This window comes from Piscibacillus salipiscarius, assembly GCF_042685285.1.
Taxonomy (GTDB): Bacteria; Bacillota; Bacilli; order Bacillales; family Alkalibacillaceae; genus Piscibacillus; species Piscibacillus salipiscarius.
Genome location: NZ_JBHUMZ010000021.1, coordinates 125,375 through 143,551, shown reverse-complemented (window position 1 = coordinate 143,551; position 18,177 = coordinate 125,375). Strand labels below are relative to the sequence as shown.

Here is an 18,177-nt window from a genome sequence, read left to right as displayed (position 1 = left end):
CAAATCCCCGATTGCACTAGAAAATTCGGCCTCGTATGTTATAATTTTAAAAAGTTTTCTTAAAAGTTAGACATCGTACATATGGGGAGGAGACAACATGGAATTCGATAGCATGTATTATCCGTATGCGTCGAGACGTCATGCGGTTTATAGCAAAAATGGAATGGTGGCAACATCTCAGCCGCTCGCTGCTGAAGCGGGGCTTGAAATGATTCGTAGAGGTGGAAACGCAGTGGATGCAGCGATTGCAACGGCTGCTGCGCTTACGGTAGTTGAACCGACATCGAACGGAATTGGATCTGATGCCTTTGCGATTGTGTGGGTTGATGGGAAAATCCACGGGCTTAATGCAAGTGGATACGCGCCTCAAAACATTTCAATTGAAAAGCTGAAGGCAGAAGGGTATGACGAAATGCCGACGTTTGGAAAAGTACCAGTGACCGTTCCGGGGACCCCGGCTGCTTGGGCTGAGTTATCTGAACGGTTTGGAGTGCTGCCGTTTGAGGATTTATTTGAACCTGCGATTCGCTATGCGGAGGAAGGCTTTCCTCTTAGCCCAACGTTAGCTTTTCACTGGGAGTCGGCATATAAAAAGTTCAAAGATATTTTTAAAGAAGATATTTTTGAAGATTGGTTTAAAACATTTGCACCTGAAGGACGGGCGCCTAAAGCCGGTGAAATTTGGAAATCGCCAGGTCATGCACATGCGTTAAGAGAGATTTCTGTTACAAAGGCTAAATCCTTTTACTCAGGCAAGCTTGCTGATGTCATCGATCAATTTTTCAAAAAGCATAATGGTTATTTATCTAAAGAGGATTTAGAAAACTATCAAGTGCAGTGGGTTGATCCGATAAAAGTGAATTACCGTGGTTATGACGTTTGGGAGATTCCGCCGAATGGTCAGGGAATTATTACGTTAATGGCGCTCAATATTTTAAAAGGTTATGAGTTTAATGAGAAAGATTCGCTAGATACGTACCACAAACAAATTGAGGCCATTAAACTCACCTTTACGGACGGACTTGAGTACATTACTCAGCAAGATCATATGGATGTGACAGCTGAACAATTGCTATCGGAAGGCTATGCCGAAAAGCGCCGTGAGCTAATCGGAGAAGAAGCGCTTGACCCGACACCAGGTGAGCCACAGCGCGGTGGAACGGTATATTTATCAACGGCTGATGGTGATGGAAATATGGTATCGTTCATTCAAAGTAATTACATGGGCTTCGGCTCTGGAATCGTCATTCCCGGAACAGGTATTGCCATGCAAAACCGTGGACATACGTTCCAGCTTGATGAAAACCATGTCAACGCACTGAAACCTGGTAAACAGACGTATCACACGATTATCCCTGGGTTTTTATCAAAAGACGGACAAGCCGTTGGGCCATTTGGCGTGATGGGTGGCTTCATGCAGCCTCAAGGTCACGTACAGGTTATAATGAATACGGTTGATTTTGGTTTAAACCCTCAGGCGTCACTCGATGCCCCAAGGTGGCAGTGGATGAAGGAAAAAGTCGTGCATGTAGACCCGACATTTCCCGAACATCTCGCTCAAGCACTTCAAAGGCGAGGCCACGTGATTAAACGAAGCTTATATCATAGTGAGTTTGGACGAGGTCAAATTATTTGGCGAAATCCGGAAACGGGCGTCTTGTGCGGAGGAACAGAGCCACGAACCGATGGTCATATAGCGGTACTATAATGTTGGAAAACTCTTGCGTCTAGTGATGGCGTGAGAGTTTTTTTGCATCGAAAGGACAAACACCCATAGAAAGGGCACTAATGCCTATATACATTACGACTAATAGATTCCACGTTGAAATTTTAATCAAAAAAATGTATGATAAGTTACGTAAACGATTACGCAACAAGATATGAAACGTATTTTTTACTATATTACGTAATCGATTACGTAATTTGTGAATAGTTAGGTGACGGTTATGGCGAAGGTGACGATTAAAGAGATCGCAGATATTCTTGGAGTGTCGACGGCGACAGTTTCTCGGGTTTTAAATAACTCTGGAGGCTACTCTGAGGAGACAAAGAGACGAGTTCTTGATGTGCTGAAACAGTATAACTACCAAGCGAATGCGATGGCCAAAGGGTTAAGAACGAAGAAGACGAATAGTGTTGGTGTCGTACTACCTGATTTAACGAATGAATATTTTGCGAAAATTGCAGTTGCGATTGAGCGTGTTCTTATGAAAAAAGGGTATTCTATTAATATTTACAACATGAGTGAAGATGCTAATAAGGAAGAACTCATGTTGCGTGATTTAGAGTCGCGTGGTGTGGATGGTTTAATTTATGTTTCAGGATATCGCAATCAGGTTAATCGAGTTAAAGAGTTAAATATTCCAGTTATATGCGTCAATCAGTTAGAAAAAATGGATGAGACGATGCCAGTCATTGAGTCGGATCACGAGTATGGTGGATATTTAGCTGCGAAGGCTTTGCTTGAACGCGGAACTGAACGAATCATTATGCTGCGAGATGAGCGTGATATTTTACCAATTAACCAACGTGAACAAGGATTCAAGGCAGGATTGAAGGAGCAACATCTAAGACCGTTACACATCAGCAGAATTCCATTTAATGTCGACGCCGCACAAAAAGAAATAGCTGACTTATTAAAGAACGGTAAGTCATTTGATGGGATTTTTGCGAGCTCAGATATTTTGGCAATAGGAGCGTTAAAAGCTCTTCAGCAACATGGTCTTCAAGTGCCGGATAACGTTCAAATTATTGGGTTTGATAATGTCACATTTAGCCAGTACAGTTATCCTGCACTAACTACCATCCACCAATCGACAGATCAGTTAGGTGAGAAAGCTGCTGAACGATTAATTCAGTCAATGCAAGAGAACCATTTGGACTCGAACGGGCGAATCGTTGTACCCGTTCATTTAGTTGAACGAGAAACCACTCAAGCATGGAGGGTTTAATATGGAACATGTTGATCGTAAAAAACAAGCTGTAGGTGAAAAAGCGGCAGAATACATTCAAGATGGGATGTTAGTGGGTCTCGGTTCTGGAACTACGATGTATTACATGCTTCAGGCACTTGGAGATCGCGTGAAGAAAGGCCTACATATCCGCGGGGTTCCGTCATCGGTTAAAACCGAAAAGTGGGCAAATGAATTTGGTATTCCACTCACTGACTTTTCAGAGGTTGATCAGTTAGACATAGCCATAGATGGGGCAGATGAAATTGACCCAGCTTTTAATTTAATAAAAGGCGGCGGAGGTTCGCTGCTTCGTGAAAAAATCGTTGACATGGCAGCTGATCGCTTTATTGTCGTCGCGGATGACCGAAAACAAGTCGACCGTCTTGGTGCCTTTCCGTTACCTATTGAAGTTGTCCAGTTTGGATGGCAGCTGACGAAAAAGAACATCGAAGCATTAGGCTGCTCGACAGTTTTAAGAGAAGAAGATGGTCAGGTATTTATTACGAACAATGATAACTATATTTTAGATTGTCAGTTCGAAGCCATTCATGAACCGAAAAAACTCCACGAACAGTTAAAGCAGTTATTAGGCGTAGTAGAAACGGGATTGTTTTTTGACATCGTCGATGACGTTTTAATTGGACGTGATGATGGCGTTGAAGTATTAAAAAGATAGCGTATACGAATATAAATAAAGGTGGATTTAACATGAGTCAGATTGATGTATTTACATTAGGCGAGACGATGGTGCTGTTTCAGCCTGATCAAATGGCTCCATTAGATTATGTTAGTCATTTTCCAAAAAAGATTGGCGGAGCAGAATCCAACGTCGCAATTGGCCTTGCACGACTGGGTCATCAGGTAGGGTGGTTTAGTCAATTAGGCGATGATCCTTTCGGAAGATATGTGTTAAAAACGATTCGCGGTGAAGGCGTGGACGTGTCGTCGTGCCAATTCACAAACGAAGCGCCGACTGGGTTGCTCTTTAAAGAACAGCTTTCTCCTGAGGATTTAAATGTTTATTACTACCGTCAAAACTCAGCTGCGAGTTTGATGAAACCAGAACAACTGAATCTTGAATACATCTCTCAGGCTAAGGTGTTACATGTGACTGGGATTACACCAGCACTTAGTGAAACAGGGTATCAAACAGTGATGAAAGCAATTGAAATTGCAAAAGAACATGGGTTGAAAATCGTGTTTGATCCTAATTTACGCTTGAAACTTTGGTCTAAAGAGAAGGCGAAACAAGTATTAAATGAAATCGCAGATCAAGCCGATGTTATTTTACCAGGACTTGATGAAGGTCAGTTTATGACAGGGCTAGAGTCTGCTCAGGAAGTTGCAGAAAGCCTGAGCCATCATGGTGACAAAACGGTCATCATGAAACTAGGAAGTAATGGTGCTTATATTCATTCAAAAGATGAGCAAGCTTATGTGGAAGGGTTTCCTGTTAAGCAGGTGGTAGACCCAGTTGGAGCAGGAGATGGGTTTGCCGCAGGCGTGATTAGTGGTTTGTTAAAGGATGAACCACTTCAAACTGTAGTGAGACGTGCGAATGCGATTGGTGCAATGGTTGTCGGAATGAAAGGCGATATTGAAGGGCTGCCGACACTTAGCGCTGTTGAACGCTTCATGAAGCCAGATGATGAAAACCGAGATGTCAAACGTTAATACAAAGGAGTATGACTTATGAGTCAATTTAAAGTTGTCGTGACAGATTACAATTACCATACATTTGCCCCAGAAAAAGAAGTGCTTGAACAAATGGGAATTGAGCTAACACTTGAACAATGCCAAACGGAGGATGAAGTGATTGAAAGGTGTCATGATGCAGATGCCATTCTGAATCAGTATGCACCCATCTCTCGTAAGGTTATTGAAAACCTTCCTAACTTAAAAATAGTCGCTCGTTACGGAATCGGGTTCAATACGGTTGATCTTGATGCCGCAACTGAACGTGGGGTGGTAGTTTCAAACGTAACCGACTACTGCTTAGATGAGGTTTCGGATCACGCAATGGCTTTATTGTTATCTAGTGTGCGTAAAGTGACGCTGATGAACAATGAAGTGAAAAATGGAAACTGGGACTATAAAGTGGCCATTCCAATTTACCGCATGCGTGGCAGTACGCTTGGTTTAATTGGTTTTGGCAACATTCCTCAGCGATTAACCGAGAAGGCGCAGGCATTTGGCATTAACGTGATTGCTTATGACCCATTTGTGCCGGAAGAAGTAGCGGAATCTATGAATGTTCAACTAGCTGAGCTTGATACGCTGTATGAGCAGTCTGATTATGTATCTGTTCACCTTCCATTAAATGAGCATACCGAGAAACTTGTCAGTCACGATGCATTTAAAAAGATGAAAGAGCATGCGTTTATCATTAACACAGCACGCGGGCCAGTCATCGATGAGGATGCGCTAGTTGAAGCACTAGAAAATGGAGAAATCGCAGGTGCTGGGTTAGACGTGCTTGAGACCGAACCAATTCCTGAAGGCCATCCATTCCTTAACATGGACCAAGTCATTTTAAACCCGCACTCTGCTTTTTATTCAGTTGAATCAGAAGCGGAGTTAAAGCGTAAAGCAGCACAAAATGTAGCCGATGTGCTATCAGGCTATTTCCCGACTTACTTAGTTAATCAAGACGTTAAGGACCACGTCGATTTGAAAGAAAAATAATATATGAAAAGCTATCCTTTGTTGGATAGCTTTTTTAATGGACTGAGTCGGAGACTGTCTGCATAATAGCTAGAACTGTTCGCATGATTGAGAGATTTGTTCATATTTCTGTCTATTTTGTTCACATATACAGAGGTATTGTCCGTATATACAGGTTAATTGTTCGCATTCCAAGGGAAAGTGTTCGTATATACGGCTAAATTGTTCGCATGAGCTAAAGTTTTGTCTCTATGATGCTGAAATCACACATAAATGTTAATAGAAAATGCATGAACGTCATTAGGGAGAGTTGAATGTCAATAGGGAGCGTCAGAGTGTCAATAGGGGAGCGTCAAAATGTAAATAGGGAAGCTGCGAATGTCGATAGGGAAACGGCAAATGTAGTTAGAGGGCACAAGCGCATCGATAGAGAGACATTACCCTAAATTTTCATCGCGTTCATCACCGTGATATAATACGTAAAGATGAGGTGAACGACATGAACTGGACGTTGCAGAAAGATATTTTTATCAGTTTTTTTCGATCTAGCATGCTGGGATATGGTGGAGGACCCTCTACAATCCCTTTAGTTTATAAAGAAGTTGTCGATACATATAAATGGATGACGGATGAAGAATTTAGTGATTTACTAGCGATTTCTAACACGCTTCCTGGGCCAATTTTAACTAAAATGGCAGGGTATATTGGCTATAGGGTCGGCGGAGTGATCGGGATGCTATCGGCTCTAATTTCATCTGTCTTGCCAACGGTTTTAATTATGATCTTCCTAATCGGATTTTTAATTAAATTCCGTGATTCAAGCATTGTGCAAGGGATGACTTCTGCGATCATGCCAGTTGTTGGAGTGCTATTACTCACTTTAACCTGGTCTTTTGTGAAAAAATCAAAGAAAGACCTAGGTTGGTTGTATGCAATAATGCTTATTGTAGTTGGAACAATTCTGTACATAATGGGTGTTCACCCTGCTATCTTGATCGCGGCACTAATTTTATTTGCGATCTTTAAGCCTAACCAAAAGGCAGGTGAGTCATCATGAAGGAACTATGGGAGTTATTTGTTGCCTTTCTTATACCCGGGGTTGTTGGCTATGGTGGTGGACCTGCGTCAATTCCCCTTGTGGAACATGAAGTTGTTAAAAATTATGAGTTTATGACAACAACGGAATTTGGGGAAGTGTTAGCACTCGCGAATGCACTTCCGGGGCCGATTGCAACAAAAATGGCAGGGTATATTGGCTATGAAGTAGCTGGAGCTCTAGGTTCAACGGTTGCTTTGCTGGCGACGATTGTCCCATCGTTACTTGCAATGATTTTGTTATTAGGTCTACTTACAAAATACAAAGATTCGCCAAAAGTCAAAAGAATTACGGCTTACGTCAGACCAATTATTGCTGTTTTAATGGGCTTCTTAACCTTTCAGTTCTTTGATTCATCCGTCGAATCAGCAGGCTGGGTTCAAACTATAGTTTTAGTTGGAGTCAGTTTATTCCTACTTGAAAAGTTGAAAATTCATCCAGCTTGGGTTGTAGCTGGGTCATTAATTTATGGCGCTGTGTTCCTGTCATAATGTTTGTCGAAACAGCCTTTTCAATTTTCTACAATATTTCCGAGGAAATATTTCAAATTTCCCCAAGATGTCGATTAAGCATTGATTTGATTGAACGTTTGATTCATGTTTCGATATAATTAGATTCAAAAGGAGGATGTATGATGATTCAATCTCTACAGGATCGGATAAAATTAAACAACGGAGTCGAAATGCCAGGTTTCGGGCTTGGTGTTTATAAAGCAGAAGAAGGAAAAGAAGTTGTCGAAGCTGTAAGAACTGCAGTGAATCATGGTTACCGATTAATCGACACAGCTTCATTTTATGGTAATGAAACAGGTGTAGGCGAGGGAATTCGTGAAACAGATGTTGCTCGTGAAGATCTGTTTATTACAACAAAAGTTTGGAATGATGAACAAGGTTATGATGAAACATTGCGTGCTTTTGAAAGAAGTCTAGAACGACTCAATCAGGAGTATCTTGATCTATACTTAATTCATTGGCCAGTCAAAGAACACTTCCAAGACACTTGGAAAGCGATGGAGCGTTTATATGAAGAAGGTGTGATTAAATCGATTGGCGTGAGTAACTTTCATGTTCATCATTTGCAGAAGCTTTTCACAAAAGCTAATGTCAAACCAGTCATTAACCAAATTGAATACCATCCACACCTTACACAACAAGAAGTAAAGACATTTTGTGACAAAGAGGATATTCAAATGGAAGCTTGGTCTCCATTAAAAAGAGGAAGACTATTTGAAGATCCAACAATTACTCAAATTGCCGAACGACACGGTAAATCACCAGCTCAAGTCATTCTCAGGTGGGATGTGCAGAATCATGTCATCACGATCCCTAAATCAGTTACTCCGAGCCGAATTCGTGATAATGCAGATATCTTTGATTTTAATTTGTCAGAAGATGAAATGGATCAAATTAATCGCATGAATCAAAATGATCGTACAGGTATGAATCCAAATGAATTTGATTAATGGGAGAGGGGCTGCTTCCTGTGAAGCTATTGACATTTAAGTATCAAGATACGACTTACTGGGGCGTACTAAAAGAAGATGGAATTTATTATTCAGATCATCTGATTCAGTTTTTCCCTAATATGGGTTCCATCATCGAAAATTTTCATCACTTAAACCTGGAACAAGATCTGACTAAGTTTGTAAAGCTTGATGAGGTGGAAATTTTACCTCCATATCGACCAAATAAAAACATCATGTGTATTGGGAAGAACTATTCTGAACATGCCATGGAAATGACGAATGATCCTAATTCGATTCCAAAAGATCCGGTTGTATTTACGAAGTCGCCATCTAGTGTGATTGGAGATGGACAACCTGTAAAGGCTCATTCCCATGTAACAGAACAGTTAGATTATGAAGGTGAACTAGCCGTCATTATTGGCAAAAAAGGAATAAATATTACTAAGGAAAACGCCTTAGATTATGTGTTTGGGTATACTATCATGAATGATATAACAGCTCGTGATCTTCAGAAGAAGCACCAGCAATTCTTTAAAGGGAAGTCCTTGGATACCTTTGCGCCTATGGGTCCATATATTGTAACTGCTGATGAGATTGAGGATGTACAAGAACTGTCAATCGTGACGAAGATCAATGACGAAGTTAGACAGAATGGCAACACGAAAGATATGATTTTTTCAGTAGCAAAACTTATTGAAATACTCTCGCAAGGGATGACTCTGGAACCAGGAGATATCATCGCAACGGGGACCCCAAGTGGAGTTGGTAAAGGTTTTAATCCGCCTAAGTTTCTGAAGGCAGGAGACTCTGTTTCCATTGAGGTTAAAGGAATTGGTACACTAACTAATACTATAGTAAGTTAGTAGAATATTATCTATTTAGTCAATAAAAAGATCCGTACTAGATGACTCATCTAAGTACGGATTTTTACTATTAATAGAACTTTATAATTAGATTTACTTATTACATAGTCTTTTTGTATGAAATTACTCCATTTTAGTTTACTAGAGTGAGCTTACGGTAATATATTGTAAAACTATTAAATGGAGGTGGATAAATGAAAAAGGTTATATATTTAGCCGTATTATTAGCCATAATATTTATTCCTTTAACCATCCAGGCTGAAGAGCAAATCTATCAAGTAACAACGGATAACTTGAATGTACGAGAAGGACCGTCTTACCAAGCAGATGTGTTGGCCCAATTAGACGAAGGTGATCAAGTTAGGGTGTTTGAAGAGTTTTATGGTTGGGTCAAGACTTATTTAGATGGTCAGGAAGTTTGGGTTGCTAAACATTATCTCGTAAAGCTAGACAGTCATGCGAGTGAGACAGAAGTTAATCATCATCAATCAAGTAATCCAATCAACTCCACTTCAGCAACATTAGATGGTTACAATATTGTGCTCGATTTTGGTCATGGTGGTAAGGATGTCGGTGCCATTGGTGCTGGCGGAGTTTTTGAAAAAGACTTGTTATTACAAACTGGTTTAAAAGTTGCAGAAGAACTCAGGGAAGCTGGTGCCACTGTCATTCTAACCCGTCAAGATGATACTTTTTTATCCCTGGGAAGACGAGCTGAATTAAGTAATTTATATCTGACGCACGCTTTTATCAGCCTTCATTATGATTCCTACAGAAATTCATCAGCAAGCGGAACGACCGTATTCTATTTTAATGACTCAAACCTTGCATCATCATTACATCATTCATTAGACGATTATACATCACTAAAAAATCGCGGGATCAAACCTGCGTTCTACAAAGTATTAACTCATACTGAAGCTCCTTCAGCTTTAATTGAATTAGGTTTTATTTCTAATCCTACTGATTTATCCATCATTCAAACTAATCAATACCAGCAAAATATTGCAGATGCTGTGAAGAATGGGTTGATTGATTACTTTAATTAATATTGAGAGTTTAAACCGTACTATGGAACTCATAGTGCGGTTCTTTTGTGCTTACAAACTATTAATCTTAAAAAATATCAATCGCATGTTTATTTATTTGAGAGATTGGACATAACTAGAATCAACTCATTGAAAGGGAGGGTTTGTAGATGAAATTTTCTACGAAAGTTTTACTGGTGCTTAGTCTAGTAATCTTGTTTTCTATGACACTAACAGTACAAGCGGACGAGCAACCAGTCTATGAAGTGACAGCTGATTATTTAAATGTTCGTGAGAAGCCGAATGCTGACTCCACGATCGTAGCTGTCTTGAGTAAAGGTGATCAAATAAGAAAGTTTGCGGAAAAGTCAGGCTGGGCAAAAACGTTTTATGATGGTGAAGAAGTTTGGGTGTCGATGCACTTTTTGAAGAAAGTTAAACAAGAAAAGGAAAACGATAAAGAAAAGAATACGGATACTGCTAAGAAATCTAAAAAGATTAAAGTTAACGTAGGACAAATTAATATCCGATCAGGTCCAGGTGTTGACCATGAGATTATTGATTTCTCAAAAAAAGGTGAGAAGTTTCGTTTAGTTAGCAAGCAAGGTGATTGGGTTGAAGTTGATTTAGGTGATAGCAAAACAGGCTGGATAGCTGGATTTTTAATGACGAAACCAGGAGAATCAAAGGATAATTCTTTAGAAGGTCGTAAAATCGTACTAGATCTAGGGCATGGCGGAAAAGATGCTGGTGCTGTCGGTGTAGGTGGTGTTTTAGAGAAGAATTTATTATTAGATACTGGTCTTGTCGTAGCGGATAAGCTAAAGGATGCTGGTGCGAAGGTTATTTTAACTCGAGAGAAGGACCATTACTTAACTTTAGAAGAACGAGTGGAAATAAGTAAAAAGCATAATCCTGATGCATTTGTCAGCCTTCACTATGATTCATTCTATGATTCTACAGTAAGCGGGACAACGGTGTTCTATCATAGAGACGGTGAGTTAGCTGAATCTATGAAACTAGCCTTAGATGATGATCCGTCAATTAAAAGTCGAGGTGCTAAAAAAGCTTTATATAAAGTGTTAACGAATACGAAGTCTCCGTCTGTATTGTTAGAGTTAGGGTTCATTACGAATCCAAGTGAATTAGAGATTATTCAAAGTGAAAGTTATCATAAAGAAGTTGCCGAAGCCATTAAAAACGGTCTTCTAAAGTATTTTGACTAAATAAGGATGCTGGGACAAAGTATGTTTAATCTAGAAGAAGACGAATATTAGAGGAGAGGTCAATCCCTAATATTCGTCTTCATTTTTTAGCTGTGTCAAAATGCTTCGCTTTCCGCAGGCACGGCGCGGGCTTCGCCAAACTCTCTCCTGTTCGTTTGGCGTGATTTTCAGCTCGTGCTGTTCTGCGACGATCTGGACGATCTAGTGTCGGCGTTGGCCACAAATGCTACTTGCATTACTTCTTTGCTTAAGTTTGCGCCGAGTAATCGCAGGCGCAGGACGTGGCCGACCTTAGCCGACCAGGAGTCTTGCATTTTGACTACGCTAATTACACTCAATATTCGTTTAAAGAAAAGCTATTTTTCTTTTGTCCCATCCTTCTTTCTTAACTTAACCGATGAAATGTATCTTTTAGTTGTTCATACAACCCTTGATAAATATCAAATAGCTCTTGATACGTTTGATGATTCGCTAAATCAGGTTCAATTTCTGTTTTCATCGGAATCGACTGTTTAATATCTTCAAGCTGATAGTTCTGAATCGCACATAATGCAACCCAGGCCGCGCCCCAAGCAGAGCTTTGATGACTTTCAGGTACTTTAACAGGTTTTCCAAATGTATCAGCCAACATTTGTAACCAAAGGGAAGAACGGGCGAAACCACCACTTGCGAAGAGTGTTTCGTGATGATTCCCTAATCGTTCCAAAACGTGACCAATGTGATAGATCGAGTAAATAACACCTTCCATACTTGCCCGAATAAGGTGTTGTTTTTGATGGTGTGGCTGTAATCCAATATAGCTACCTTTTGCCTTGGCATCCCAAAACGGAGCACGCTCACCGTTTAAATAAGGCATAAATAATAGTTTTTCAGAACCTGCTTCAACTGTTTTCGCTAGCTGCGTCATCTCATCCATGGAGAGAAGGTGATGTTCGGTTGACAGTAAATCCTGAACCCACTTTAAAACGATCCCTCCGTTATTCGTCGGCCCGCCGGTAATCCAAGAGTCTTTTGTAAATGAATAAGAGAAAATTTCTTGCTTCGAATCAAGTAACGGTTCACTTGAAAACTGACGAATCGCACCGCTTGTTCCAATTGTAATGGCAGTTTCACCAGGATTAATCGCTCCAATTCCGAGGTTGGCTAGTGGACCATCGCTTCCGGCCAACACAATTGGTGTGTGTCGGTTAATCCCCATTTGTTCTGCAGTTTCTTTGCGCATATTCGTTAAAGAGGTATAAGGTGAAACGGGCTCAAACAATTGATCTTTAGATAAGTGAGCTTCTTTTAAGGCTGCCTCATCCCATTTAAGTTCATGAATGTTAAACAGACCTGTTGCAGCAGCCATTGAATAGTCGACGATTTTTTCACCAAACCAGCGATAAATCAAGTACTCTTTTACTGAAACAAAAAAATCGGCTTTTTGGTAATACTCAACCTCATATTTATTCAGCCATTTTAATTTAGCTAGTGGACTCATCGGATGAAGCGGTGTGCCTGTGTTCAAATAGATGCTTGATGAGATCTCGGGTGATTCGTCCGAGCTTCGTTTATCCGCCCAAATAATAGCATTCGATAATGGCTGACCGTTCTGATTCATCGCAATCAAGGAATGCATAGCCGTTGAAAAGCCAATTCCAATTAGATTGTCTGAATGTTCATAGACGGTTTCACGAATAGCCTCAATTGTAGCTTTCTCTATCTGAGCAGGGTCCTGTTCAGCCCAGCCAGCTTCAGGGTGAAGGATTGGGTAAGGTTTTTCACTTTCTGATAATACCTTTCCATTTAAATCAAATAAAACTGCTTTTGCACTTGTTGTTCCGATGTCTAAACCTAGTATGCATGTCATTGAAAACATCCTTTATAAACGTTTTTTTGAGATGGCTTGTCGCATACGATTCACAGCCGAAGTGGATTTTTCTAATGTTTTAATATGATAATTGACATAAAGTGCGTCAATGATGCTGAGTTCCGCGATTCTTGAAGCTAAAGCTTCTGAGCGATACTCTGTTTCCTCTGACACCGTGTATAACGGTACGTCAACTGCTTCAGAGAGTGGTGATTTTGCGAAGTTTGTGATGGCAACTGTAAAGACGCCTCGTTCCTTTGCCATTTCAACCACATCTAATAAGTCAATATTCGCCCCTGTATGTGAAATAAAAAAGGCGATGTTATTTTTGGTCATTTGAGATGTTGCCATGAGCTGCAAATGCGTATCAGCGTAGGCATGAGCATTGACGCCGATTCTTAAAAACTTATGCTGAGCATCTTGCGCCACAATGCCAGAGCCACCATTTCCAAAAAAATAAACGCAATCAGATTTTATTATGCGATCAATGACTTGTTCCAGTGTGTTGCCGTTTTGAATTTCTTTGGTGCGCTCAATCGCCTGAATATTTGATTGGAAGACTTTTTCAGTGATCTCAAGAACTGAATCATCTTCACTAATTTCCTCGTGAATATCTTCAATAGGTGCTACAACCTCGGCTGCAAGTGCAATTTTTAATGCCTGATAGCCTTTAAAACCTAATCGTCTACAAAACCTAAATACCGTTGCCTCAGCTATTCCGAGATCATCTGCTACCTGATTAATGGTTGTATGGATAATTAGTTGAGGGTTACGCAAAATATATGTAGCTATTTGCTTTTCTTTTTCACTAAATTGACTCATCGATCCTCTGATTCGATTGAGAACAAATTTTTGAGATTGTTCAGTCATGATAAAACCTCCGCACTATAACTTTACTACTATAATAATAGCCTAAACGAAATTTTTTTCAAAATGAAGAGATAAATGTGAAAAAAATTTTAATAAAAGTATTGATGTAAGAAAAATTTATTGTATAATCAAAGTTGAGAAAAAAATTTTCATATTGTTTCGAGAAAGGAGTTACCAAATGCAAGTTGGATTAATTGGTCTTGGGAAAATGGGATATAACTTAGCATTAAATCTCATGGACCATGGACATCAGGTTGTAGCTAATGACGTAAATAAAGACCAAGTCCAGAGCATCGCTGAGGCTGGAGCAACACCAGCTAACAGTTTGGACGAACTGGTAAACAAGCTTGAGAAACCAAGAACCGTTTGGGTTATGGTTCCAGCTGGAGAGGTTACCGATCAGGTAGTTGATCAGCTCAAGCATGTGCTTGATGAGGGTGATCGAGTGATAGATGGTGGTAACTCCAACTATAAAGATAGCCTTCGTCTTGCAGAGTCGCTACAGGAAAAGGGAATTTTCCTTTTCGATGTAGGAACAAGTGGTGGTACTGAAGGAGCTCGTCATGGTGGAAACTACATGATTGGTGGGGACCAGGAACAGTTTAAACAAATCGAGCCAATCTTCAAAGACACCGCAGTTGAAAACGGTTACCTTTACACGGGCCGTAGTGGGAGTGGCCACTTCTTAAAGATGGTTCACAATGGAATTGAATATGGCATGATGCAAGCCATTGCTGAAGGGTTTGAAATTCTTGAGAAGAGTCCATTTGACTATGATTATGAAGCGGTATCAAAAGTTTGGAACAATGGTTCTGTCATACGCTCATGGTTGATTGAGCTCATGCAAAACGCGTTCTCTAAAGATGGCAACTTAGAATCCATTAAAGGCGTTATGAACTCATCAGGTGAAGGTAAATGGACTGTTGAAAGCGCCATCGAGTTTGAAATGGCTGCGCCAGTGATCGCGATGTCACTTATGATGCGCTATCGTTCGCAGGAAGATGACACGTTCTCTGGTAAAGTGGTTGCAGCATTAAGAAACGAATTTGGTGGACATGAAGTTGTGAAGAAATAATTTTATTTATAAAAATTTATTAAAGGGGTTGTATGAAGTGAAAAAGTTAATGACTTTATTTGCTTTATCACTACTAGCATTTGTATTAGTTGCTTGTGGTGGTGGAGATAGCGAAAGTGAAGGACAGAATGGTGAAAATGAAAGCGCTTCAGAGTCAGAAGGTGGCGAAAAGGTGATCCGAGCTGGTATTGGTCTAAACTCTGAGCACCCACAGTACAAAGGACTACTAAAATTTAAAGAGATTGTTGAAAAAGAAACTGATGGTGCGATTAAAGTGGAAACTTATCATAGTGGTCAGCTAGGTGACGACCGTACGATGACTGAAGCATTACAATTAGGTACTCAGGAAGTAACAATTCCATCGACAGCACCTATTGCTAACTTTGTTCCAGAATTCAGTGTATTCGATATTCCATTCTTATTCCCAAGCGAAGAAGTAGCAGACAAAGTGTTAGCTGGTGATGTAGCACAGGGTCTACTTAAAAAGCTTGAAGAGAAAGACTTAGTTGGACTAGCTTACTGGGAAAACGGTTTCCGTGACCTAACAAATAGCGTACGTCCTGTTAAAACAATTGAAGATTTTGAAGGTCTAAAAATCCGTACTATGGAAAATGACCTACACCTTGAAGCATTTAAAGCATTAGGTGCGAACCCAACACCAATGGCATTTACTGAATTATTCACTGCACTACAGCAAGGTACAGTTGACGGTCAGGAAAACCCATACGCAACAATTTATTTAGAGAAATTCTATGAAGTACAAGATTACGTGTCTAACACGCACCATGTTTATAGCCCATTCGTATTCTTAATGAGTAAGCAATTCTACGATGGACTTTCTAAAGAACAGCAAGAAATCGTTCGTTCTGCAGCTAAAGAAGCTGGTAAGCATCAGATCAAACTAAACCGTGAAGCTAACGCTAAATACCTAAAGAATTTACAAGAAGAAGGTATGGAGTATTCAGAAATTAGCGATGAAGAGCGTCAGAAAATGGTAGATGCTGTTCAGCCTGTTATCGAAGAATTTAAGAGTGATATCGGAGCAGAAACAGTTGACGGCATTATGAAAGCTGTAGAGGAAGCTAAAGCAGAATAATTGATCAATCACATGATATAACAACAGGTGCCCCACCTAAACTCTTGCTGCCCAATTGGGTGGCAAGAGTTTTGCCTTATTATTTAAAACTTTATAATACGGGGAAATTGGTAAGCATTGAGGTGAAAACATGGTCATTTTAAAGAAAATTGAACAACATTTAGAAGAATGGCTGCTCGTTATTTTAGGATCGGTTATGACTGCGGTTATTTTTCTACAAGTTGTAATGAGGGAGACGGGAAATTCTCTTTCTTGGTCTGAAGAATTAGGTCGTTACTGCTTTATATGGCTTGTTTATATCGGTATTAGTTATGGCGTTAAGAAACAAAGGCATATCAAAGTAGATGTCATGTTAGTTTTATTAAAAGATAAATGGAAAATTGTATTATCACTCATTGCGAATATTTTATTCCTAGTGTTTGCAGCATTAGTGGTTTATTACGGTTCAGAAATTTCTTCTAACTTATTAAGACTTGGGCAAAAGTCACCTGCCTTACAGGTTGAAATGGGAATTGTTTATTTAGCAGCACCAATTGGTATGGGACTTACTGTAATCCGTCTCTTGCAAAATATGTATCATCAAGTGCTCATGCTTATTGGTAAAAAAGAAATAGACGTCGCTGACGAACGAGAAAGAATTTTAGAAGAAGAGGAGGAGTTAACAGATGACAGTAACGGTCCTGTTCGGTAGTTTCGCATTATTATTACTTCTAAGTGTTCCGATTGGAATTGCGTTAGGGATCTCAACGCTAGTTACGATTATGTATTCTGAATCTGTTCCAATCCTCTTCTTAATGAAGGAATTAATTACGTCATTGGATTCATTCCCGATCATGGCGGTACCATTCTTTATTTTAGCAGGAGAGATCATGGGTAAAGGTGGTATTTCGGAGCGGTTATTCAATTTCGCAAACGCACTCGTTGGTAGTAAAACAGGTGGCTTCGCGATAGCGACTATTATCACTTGTATGTTCTTTGCAGCGATTTCAGGTTCTGGTCCTGCAACCGTTGCAGCGATTGGTTCAATTATGATTCCAGCAATGGTCCGTAAAGGGTATGATAAGCCATTTGCGACGGCAACCGTTGCAGCAGCAGGCTCGCTCGGTGTTATTATTCCGCCAAGTATTCCGATGGTCATCTACGGTGTAACTGGTGGTGCATCAGTCGGTGATATGTTTATCGCTGGGATTTTACCTGGTATTTTAGTTGCTGTTGGTCTAATGGCGTGGGCGTATATTTACTCGAAGAAGAAAGGTTACAAAGGTACGCTTGAGAAGGTAACGTTTAGCCATATTCTGAACACGTTTTGGGATGCTAAATGGGCGATGATCATACCAATTATTATTTTAGGTGGAATCTATGGTGGTTATTTCACACCAACAGAAGCAGCTGTTGTAGCAGTTGTTTATGGAATGCTTGTAGGCTTATTCCTACACAGAGAGTTGAAAATTAAACACTTACCAAAAATCATTGCTGATTCTTCTTTAACAACGGCAACAGTATTAATTATCGTTGGTACGGCAAATGCATTTGGTAAGCTATTAACGATTGAACAAATTCCAAATCAGATCGCTCAGTGGATGTTAGCCTTAACTGATAGTAAAATTATTCTAATTCTACTGATTACAGCCCTATTATTACTAGTTGGTTGTTTCATGGATACAATAGCCGCGATCATTATTTTAACGCCAATCTTACTTCCAATTGCCTCAAATATTGGGTATGATCCGATTCACTTTGGTATCATCATGGTTGTGAGTCTTGCGATTGGATTCATTACTCCACCGCTTGGGGTTAACTTGTTCGTTGCATCGGGAATCTCAGGTCTCTCGATTGAACGGATTTCGAAGGCTGTTATACCTTTTTTCTTCGCAATGGTGTTCTCTGTCTTAATGATCGTGTTTATACCTGAAATTTCATTATGGTTAATCTCATTTGGAGACTAACCATTAGCTGACAGAGTGGTCATGACCATTCTGTCAGTTGCTTTT

General features: G+C 40.0%; 17 protein-coding genes. 15 read left to right on the top strand and 2 right to left on the bottom strand.

Annotated features, from left to right (window positions below):
• Positions 1–97 precede the first annotated feature (97 nt).
• From ACFSW4_RS09360 to ACFSW4_RS09310, 11 genes are all read left to right on the top strand, one after another.
• A complete protein-coding gene (locus tag ACFSW4_RS09360) occupies positions 98–1,708 on the top strand; it encodes a gamma-glutamyltransferase family protein (protein ID WP_054751838.1) in 1,611 nt (536 codons plus the stop codon).
• A 238-nt stretch (positions 1,709–1,946) separates the two neighbouring features.
• A complete protein-coding gene (locus tag ACFSW4_RS09355; protein ID WP_377328870.1) occupies positions 1,947–2,951 on the top strand; it encodes a LacI family DNA-binding transcriptional regulator in 1,005 nt (334 codons plus the stop codon).
• 1 nt (position 2,952) lies between these two features.
• Positions 2,953–3,630, top strand: a complete 678-nt coding sequence (gene rpiA / locus ACFSW4_RS09350; RefSeq protein WP_377328868.1) for a ribose-5-phosphate isomerase RpiA — start codon at positions 2,953–2,955, stop codon at positions 3,628–3,630.
• 32 nt (positions 3,631–3,662) lie between these two features.
• Positions 3,663–4,628 carry a sugar kinase gene (locus tag ACFSW4_RS09345; protein ID WP_377328866.1) on the top strand — a complete coding sequence of 322 codons (966 nt, stop codon included), beginning with the start codon at positions 3,663–3,665 and terminating at the stop codon, positions 4,626–4,628.
• Positions 4,629–4,646: 18 nt separating this feature from the next.
• Positions 4,647–5,639 carry a C-terminal binding protein gene (locus ACFSW4_RS09340; RefSeq protein ID WP_377328864.1) on the top strand — a complete coding sequence of 331 codons (993 nt, stop codon included), beginning with the start codon at positions 4,647–4,649 and terminating at the stop codon, positions 5,637–5,639.
• Positions 5,640–6,117: 478 nt separating this feature from the next.
• The gene (locus ACFSW4_RS09335) at positions 6,118–6,675 is read left to right on the top strand and encodes a chromate transporter (protein ID WP_377328862.1); all 558 of its coding nucleotides are present in this window, start codon (positions 6,118–6,120) and stop codon (positions 6,673–6,675) included.
• Positions 6,672–7,205, top strand: coding sequence for a chromate transporter (locus ACFSW4_RS09330; protein ID WP_377328860.1), 534 nt, complete (start codon positions 6,672–6,674; stop codon positions 7,203–7,205). Before ACFSW4_RS09335 ends, ACFSW4_RS09330 begins: the two co-directional genes overlap by 4 nt.
• 143 nt (positions 7,206–7,348) lie before the next feature.
• The gene (locus tag ACFSW4_RS09325) at positions 7,349–8,176 is read left to right on the top strand and encodes an aldo/keto reductase (RefSeq protein ID WP_377328858.1); all 828 of its coding nucleotides are present in this window, start codon (positions 7,349–7,351) and stop codon (positions 8,174–8,176) included.
• Positions 8,177–8,196: 20 nt separating this feature from the next.
• Entirely contained in the window at positions 8,197–9,042 is an 846-nt protein-coding gene (locus ACFSW4_RS09320; protein WP_377328856.1) for a fumarylacetoacetate hydrolase family protein, read from the top strand.
• Positions 9,043–9,236: 194 nt separating this feature from the next.
• The gene (locus tag ACFSW4_RS09315; protein ID WP_377328854.1) at positions 9,237–10,091 is read left to right on the top strand and encodes an N-acetylmuramoyl-L-alanine amidase; all 855 of its coding nucleotides are present in this window, start codon (positions 9,237–9,239) and stop codon (positions 10,089–10,091) included.
• A gap of 149 nt (positions 10,092–10,240) precedes the next feature.
• Positions 10,241–11,296 carry an N-acetylmuramoyl-L-alanine amidase gene (locus tag ACFSW4_RS09310; RefSeq protein WP_377328852.1) on the top strand — a complete coding sequence of 352 codons (1,056 nt, stop codon included), beginning with the start codon at positions 10,241–10,243 and terminating at the stop codon, positions 11,294–11,296.
• A gap of 385 nt (positions 11,297–11,681) precedes the next feature.
• Here the strand turns inward: ACFSW4_RS09310 and ACFSW4_RS09305 are convergent, their stop codons facing one another.
• Both ACFSW4_RS09305 and ACFSW4_RS09300 read right to left on the bottom strand, forming a co-directional pair.
• Positions 11,682–13,145 carry a gluconokinase gene (locus tag ACFSW4_RS09305; RefSeq protein WP_377328850.1) on the bottom strand — a complete coding sequence of 488 codons (1,464 nt, stop codon included), beginning with the start codon at positions 13,143–13,145 and terminating at the stop codon, positions 11,682–11,684.
• A gap of 12 nt (positions 13,146–13,157) precedes the next feature.
• Positions 13,158–14,015, bottom strand: coding sequence for a MurR/RpiR family transcriptional regulator (locus tag ACFSW4_RS09300; protein WP_054751817.1), 858 nt, complete (start codon positions 14,013–14,015; stop codon positions 13,158–13,160).
• A 178-nt stretch (positions 14,016–14,193) separates the two neighbouring features.
• Between ACFSW4_RS09300 and gnd the strand changes: the two genes are divergently transcribed.
• The 4 genes from gnd to ACFSW4_RS09280 all read left to right on the top strand — a co-directional run bounded on the left by gnd (position 14,194) and on the right by ACFSW4_RS09280 (position 18,132).
• A complete protein-coding gene (gnd, locus tag ACFSW4_RS09295; protein WP_054751815.1) occupies positions 14,194–15,090 on the top strand; it encodes a phosphogluconate dehydrogenase (NAD(+)-dependent, decarboxylating) in 897 nt (298 codons plus the stop codon).
• Between the two features lie 37 nt (positions 15,091–15,127).
• Entirely contained in the window at positions 15,128–16,186 is a 1,059-nt protein-coding gene (locus tag ACFSW4_RS09290) for a TRAP transporter substrate-binding protein (protein WP_054751813.1), read from the top strand.
• 130 nt (positions 16,187–16,316) lie between these two features.
• Entirely contained in the window at positions 16,317–16,877 is a 561-nt protein-coding gene (locus ACFSW4_RS09285) for a TRAP transporter small permease (RefSeq protein WP_054751811.1), read from the top strand.
• Positions 16,852–18,132 carry a TRAP transporter large permease gene (locus ACFSW4_RS09280; RefSeq protein ID WP_054751810.1) on the top strand — a complete coding sequence of 427 codons (1,281 nt, stop codon included), beginning with the start codon at positions 16,852–16,854 and terminating at the stop codon, positions 18,130–18,132. The genes ACFSW4_RS09285 and ACFSW4_RS09280 overlap by 26 nt, the downstream gene beginning before the upstream one ends.
• The last annotated feature ends 45 nt before the right edge of the window (positions 18,133–18,177 follow it).

Coding starts and splice junctions, on each gene's coding strand:
- ACFSW4_RS09355 (WP_377328870.1), top strand. CDS start 1,947: ATGGCGAAGGTGACGATTAAAGAGATCGCAGATATTCTTGGAGTGTCG.
- ACFSW4_RS09360 (WP_054751838.1), top strand. CDS start 98: ATGGAATTCGATAGCATGTATTATCCGTATGCGTCGAGACGTCATGCG.
- ACFSW4_RS09345 (WP_377328866.1), top strand. CDS start 3,663: ATGAGTCAGATTGATGTATTTACATTAGGCGAGACGATGGTGCTGTTT.
- ACFSW4_RS09300 (WP_054751817.1), bottom strand. CDS start 14,015: ATGACTGAACAATCTCAAAAATTTGTTCTCAATCGAATCAGAGGATCG.
- ACFSW4_RS09280 (WP_054751810.1), top strand. CDS start 16,852: ATGACAGTAACGGTCCTGTTCGGTAGTTTCGCATTATTATTACTTCTA.
- rpiA (WP_377328868.1), top strand. CDS start 2,953: ATGGAACATGTTGATCGTAAAAAACAAGCTGTAGGTGAAAAAGCGGCA.
- ACFSW4_RS09315 (WP_377328854.1), top strand. CDS start 9,237: ATGAAAAAGGTTATATATTTAGCCGTATTATTAGCCATAATATTTATT.
- ACFSW4_RS09335 (WP_377328862.1), top strand. CDS start 6,118: ATGAACTGGACGTTGCAGAAAGATATTTTTATCAGTTTTTTTCGATCT.
- ACFSW4_RS09310 (WP_377328852.1), top strand. CDS start 10,241: ATGAAATTTTCTACGAAAGTTTTACTGGTGCTTAGTCTAGTAATCTTG.
- ACFSW4_RS09325 (WP_377328858.1), top strand. CDS start 7,349: ATGATTCAATCTCTACAGGATCGGATAAAATTAAACAACGGAGTCGAA.
- ACFSW4_RS09330 (WP_377328860.1), top strand. CDS start 6,672: ATGAAGGAACTATGGGAGTTATTTGTTGCCTTTCTTATACCCGGGGTT.
- ACFSW4_RS09340 (WP_377328864.1), top strand. CDS start 4,647: ATGAGTCAATTTAAAGTTGTCGTGACAGATTACAATTACCATACATTT.
- gnd (WP_054751815.1), top strand. CDS start 14,194: ATGCAAGTTGGATTAATTGGTCTTGGGAAAATGGGATATAACTTAGCA.
- ACFSW4_RS09285 (WP_054751811.1), top strand. CDS start 16,317: ATGGTCATTTTAAAGAAAATTGAACAACATTTAGAAGAATGGCTGCTC.
- ACFSW4_RS09305 (WP_377328850.1), bottom strand. CDS start 13,145: ATGACATGCATACTAGGTTTAGACATCGGAACAACAAGTGCAAAAGCA.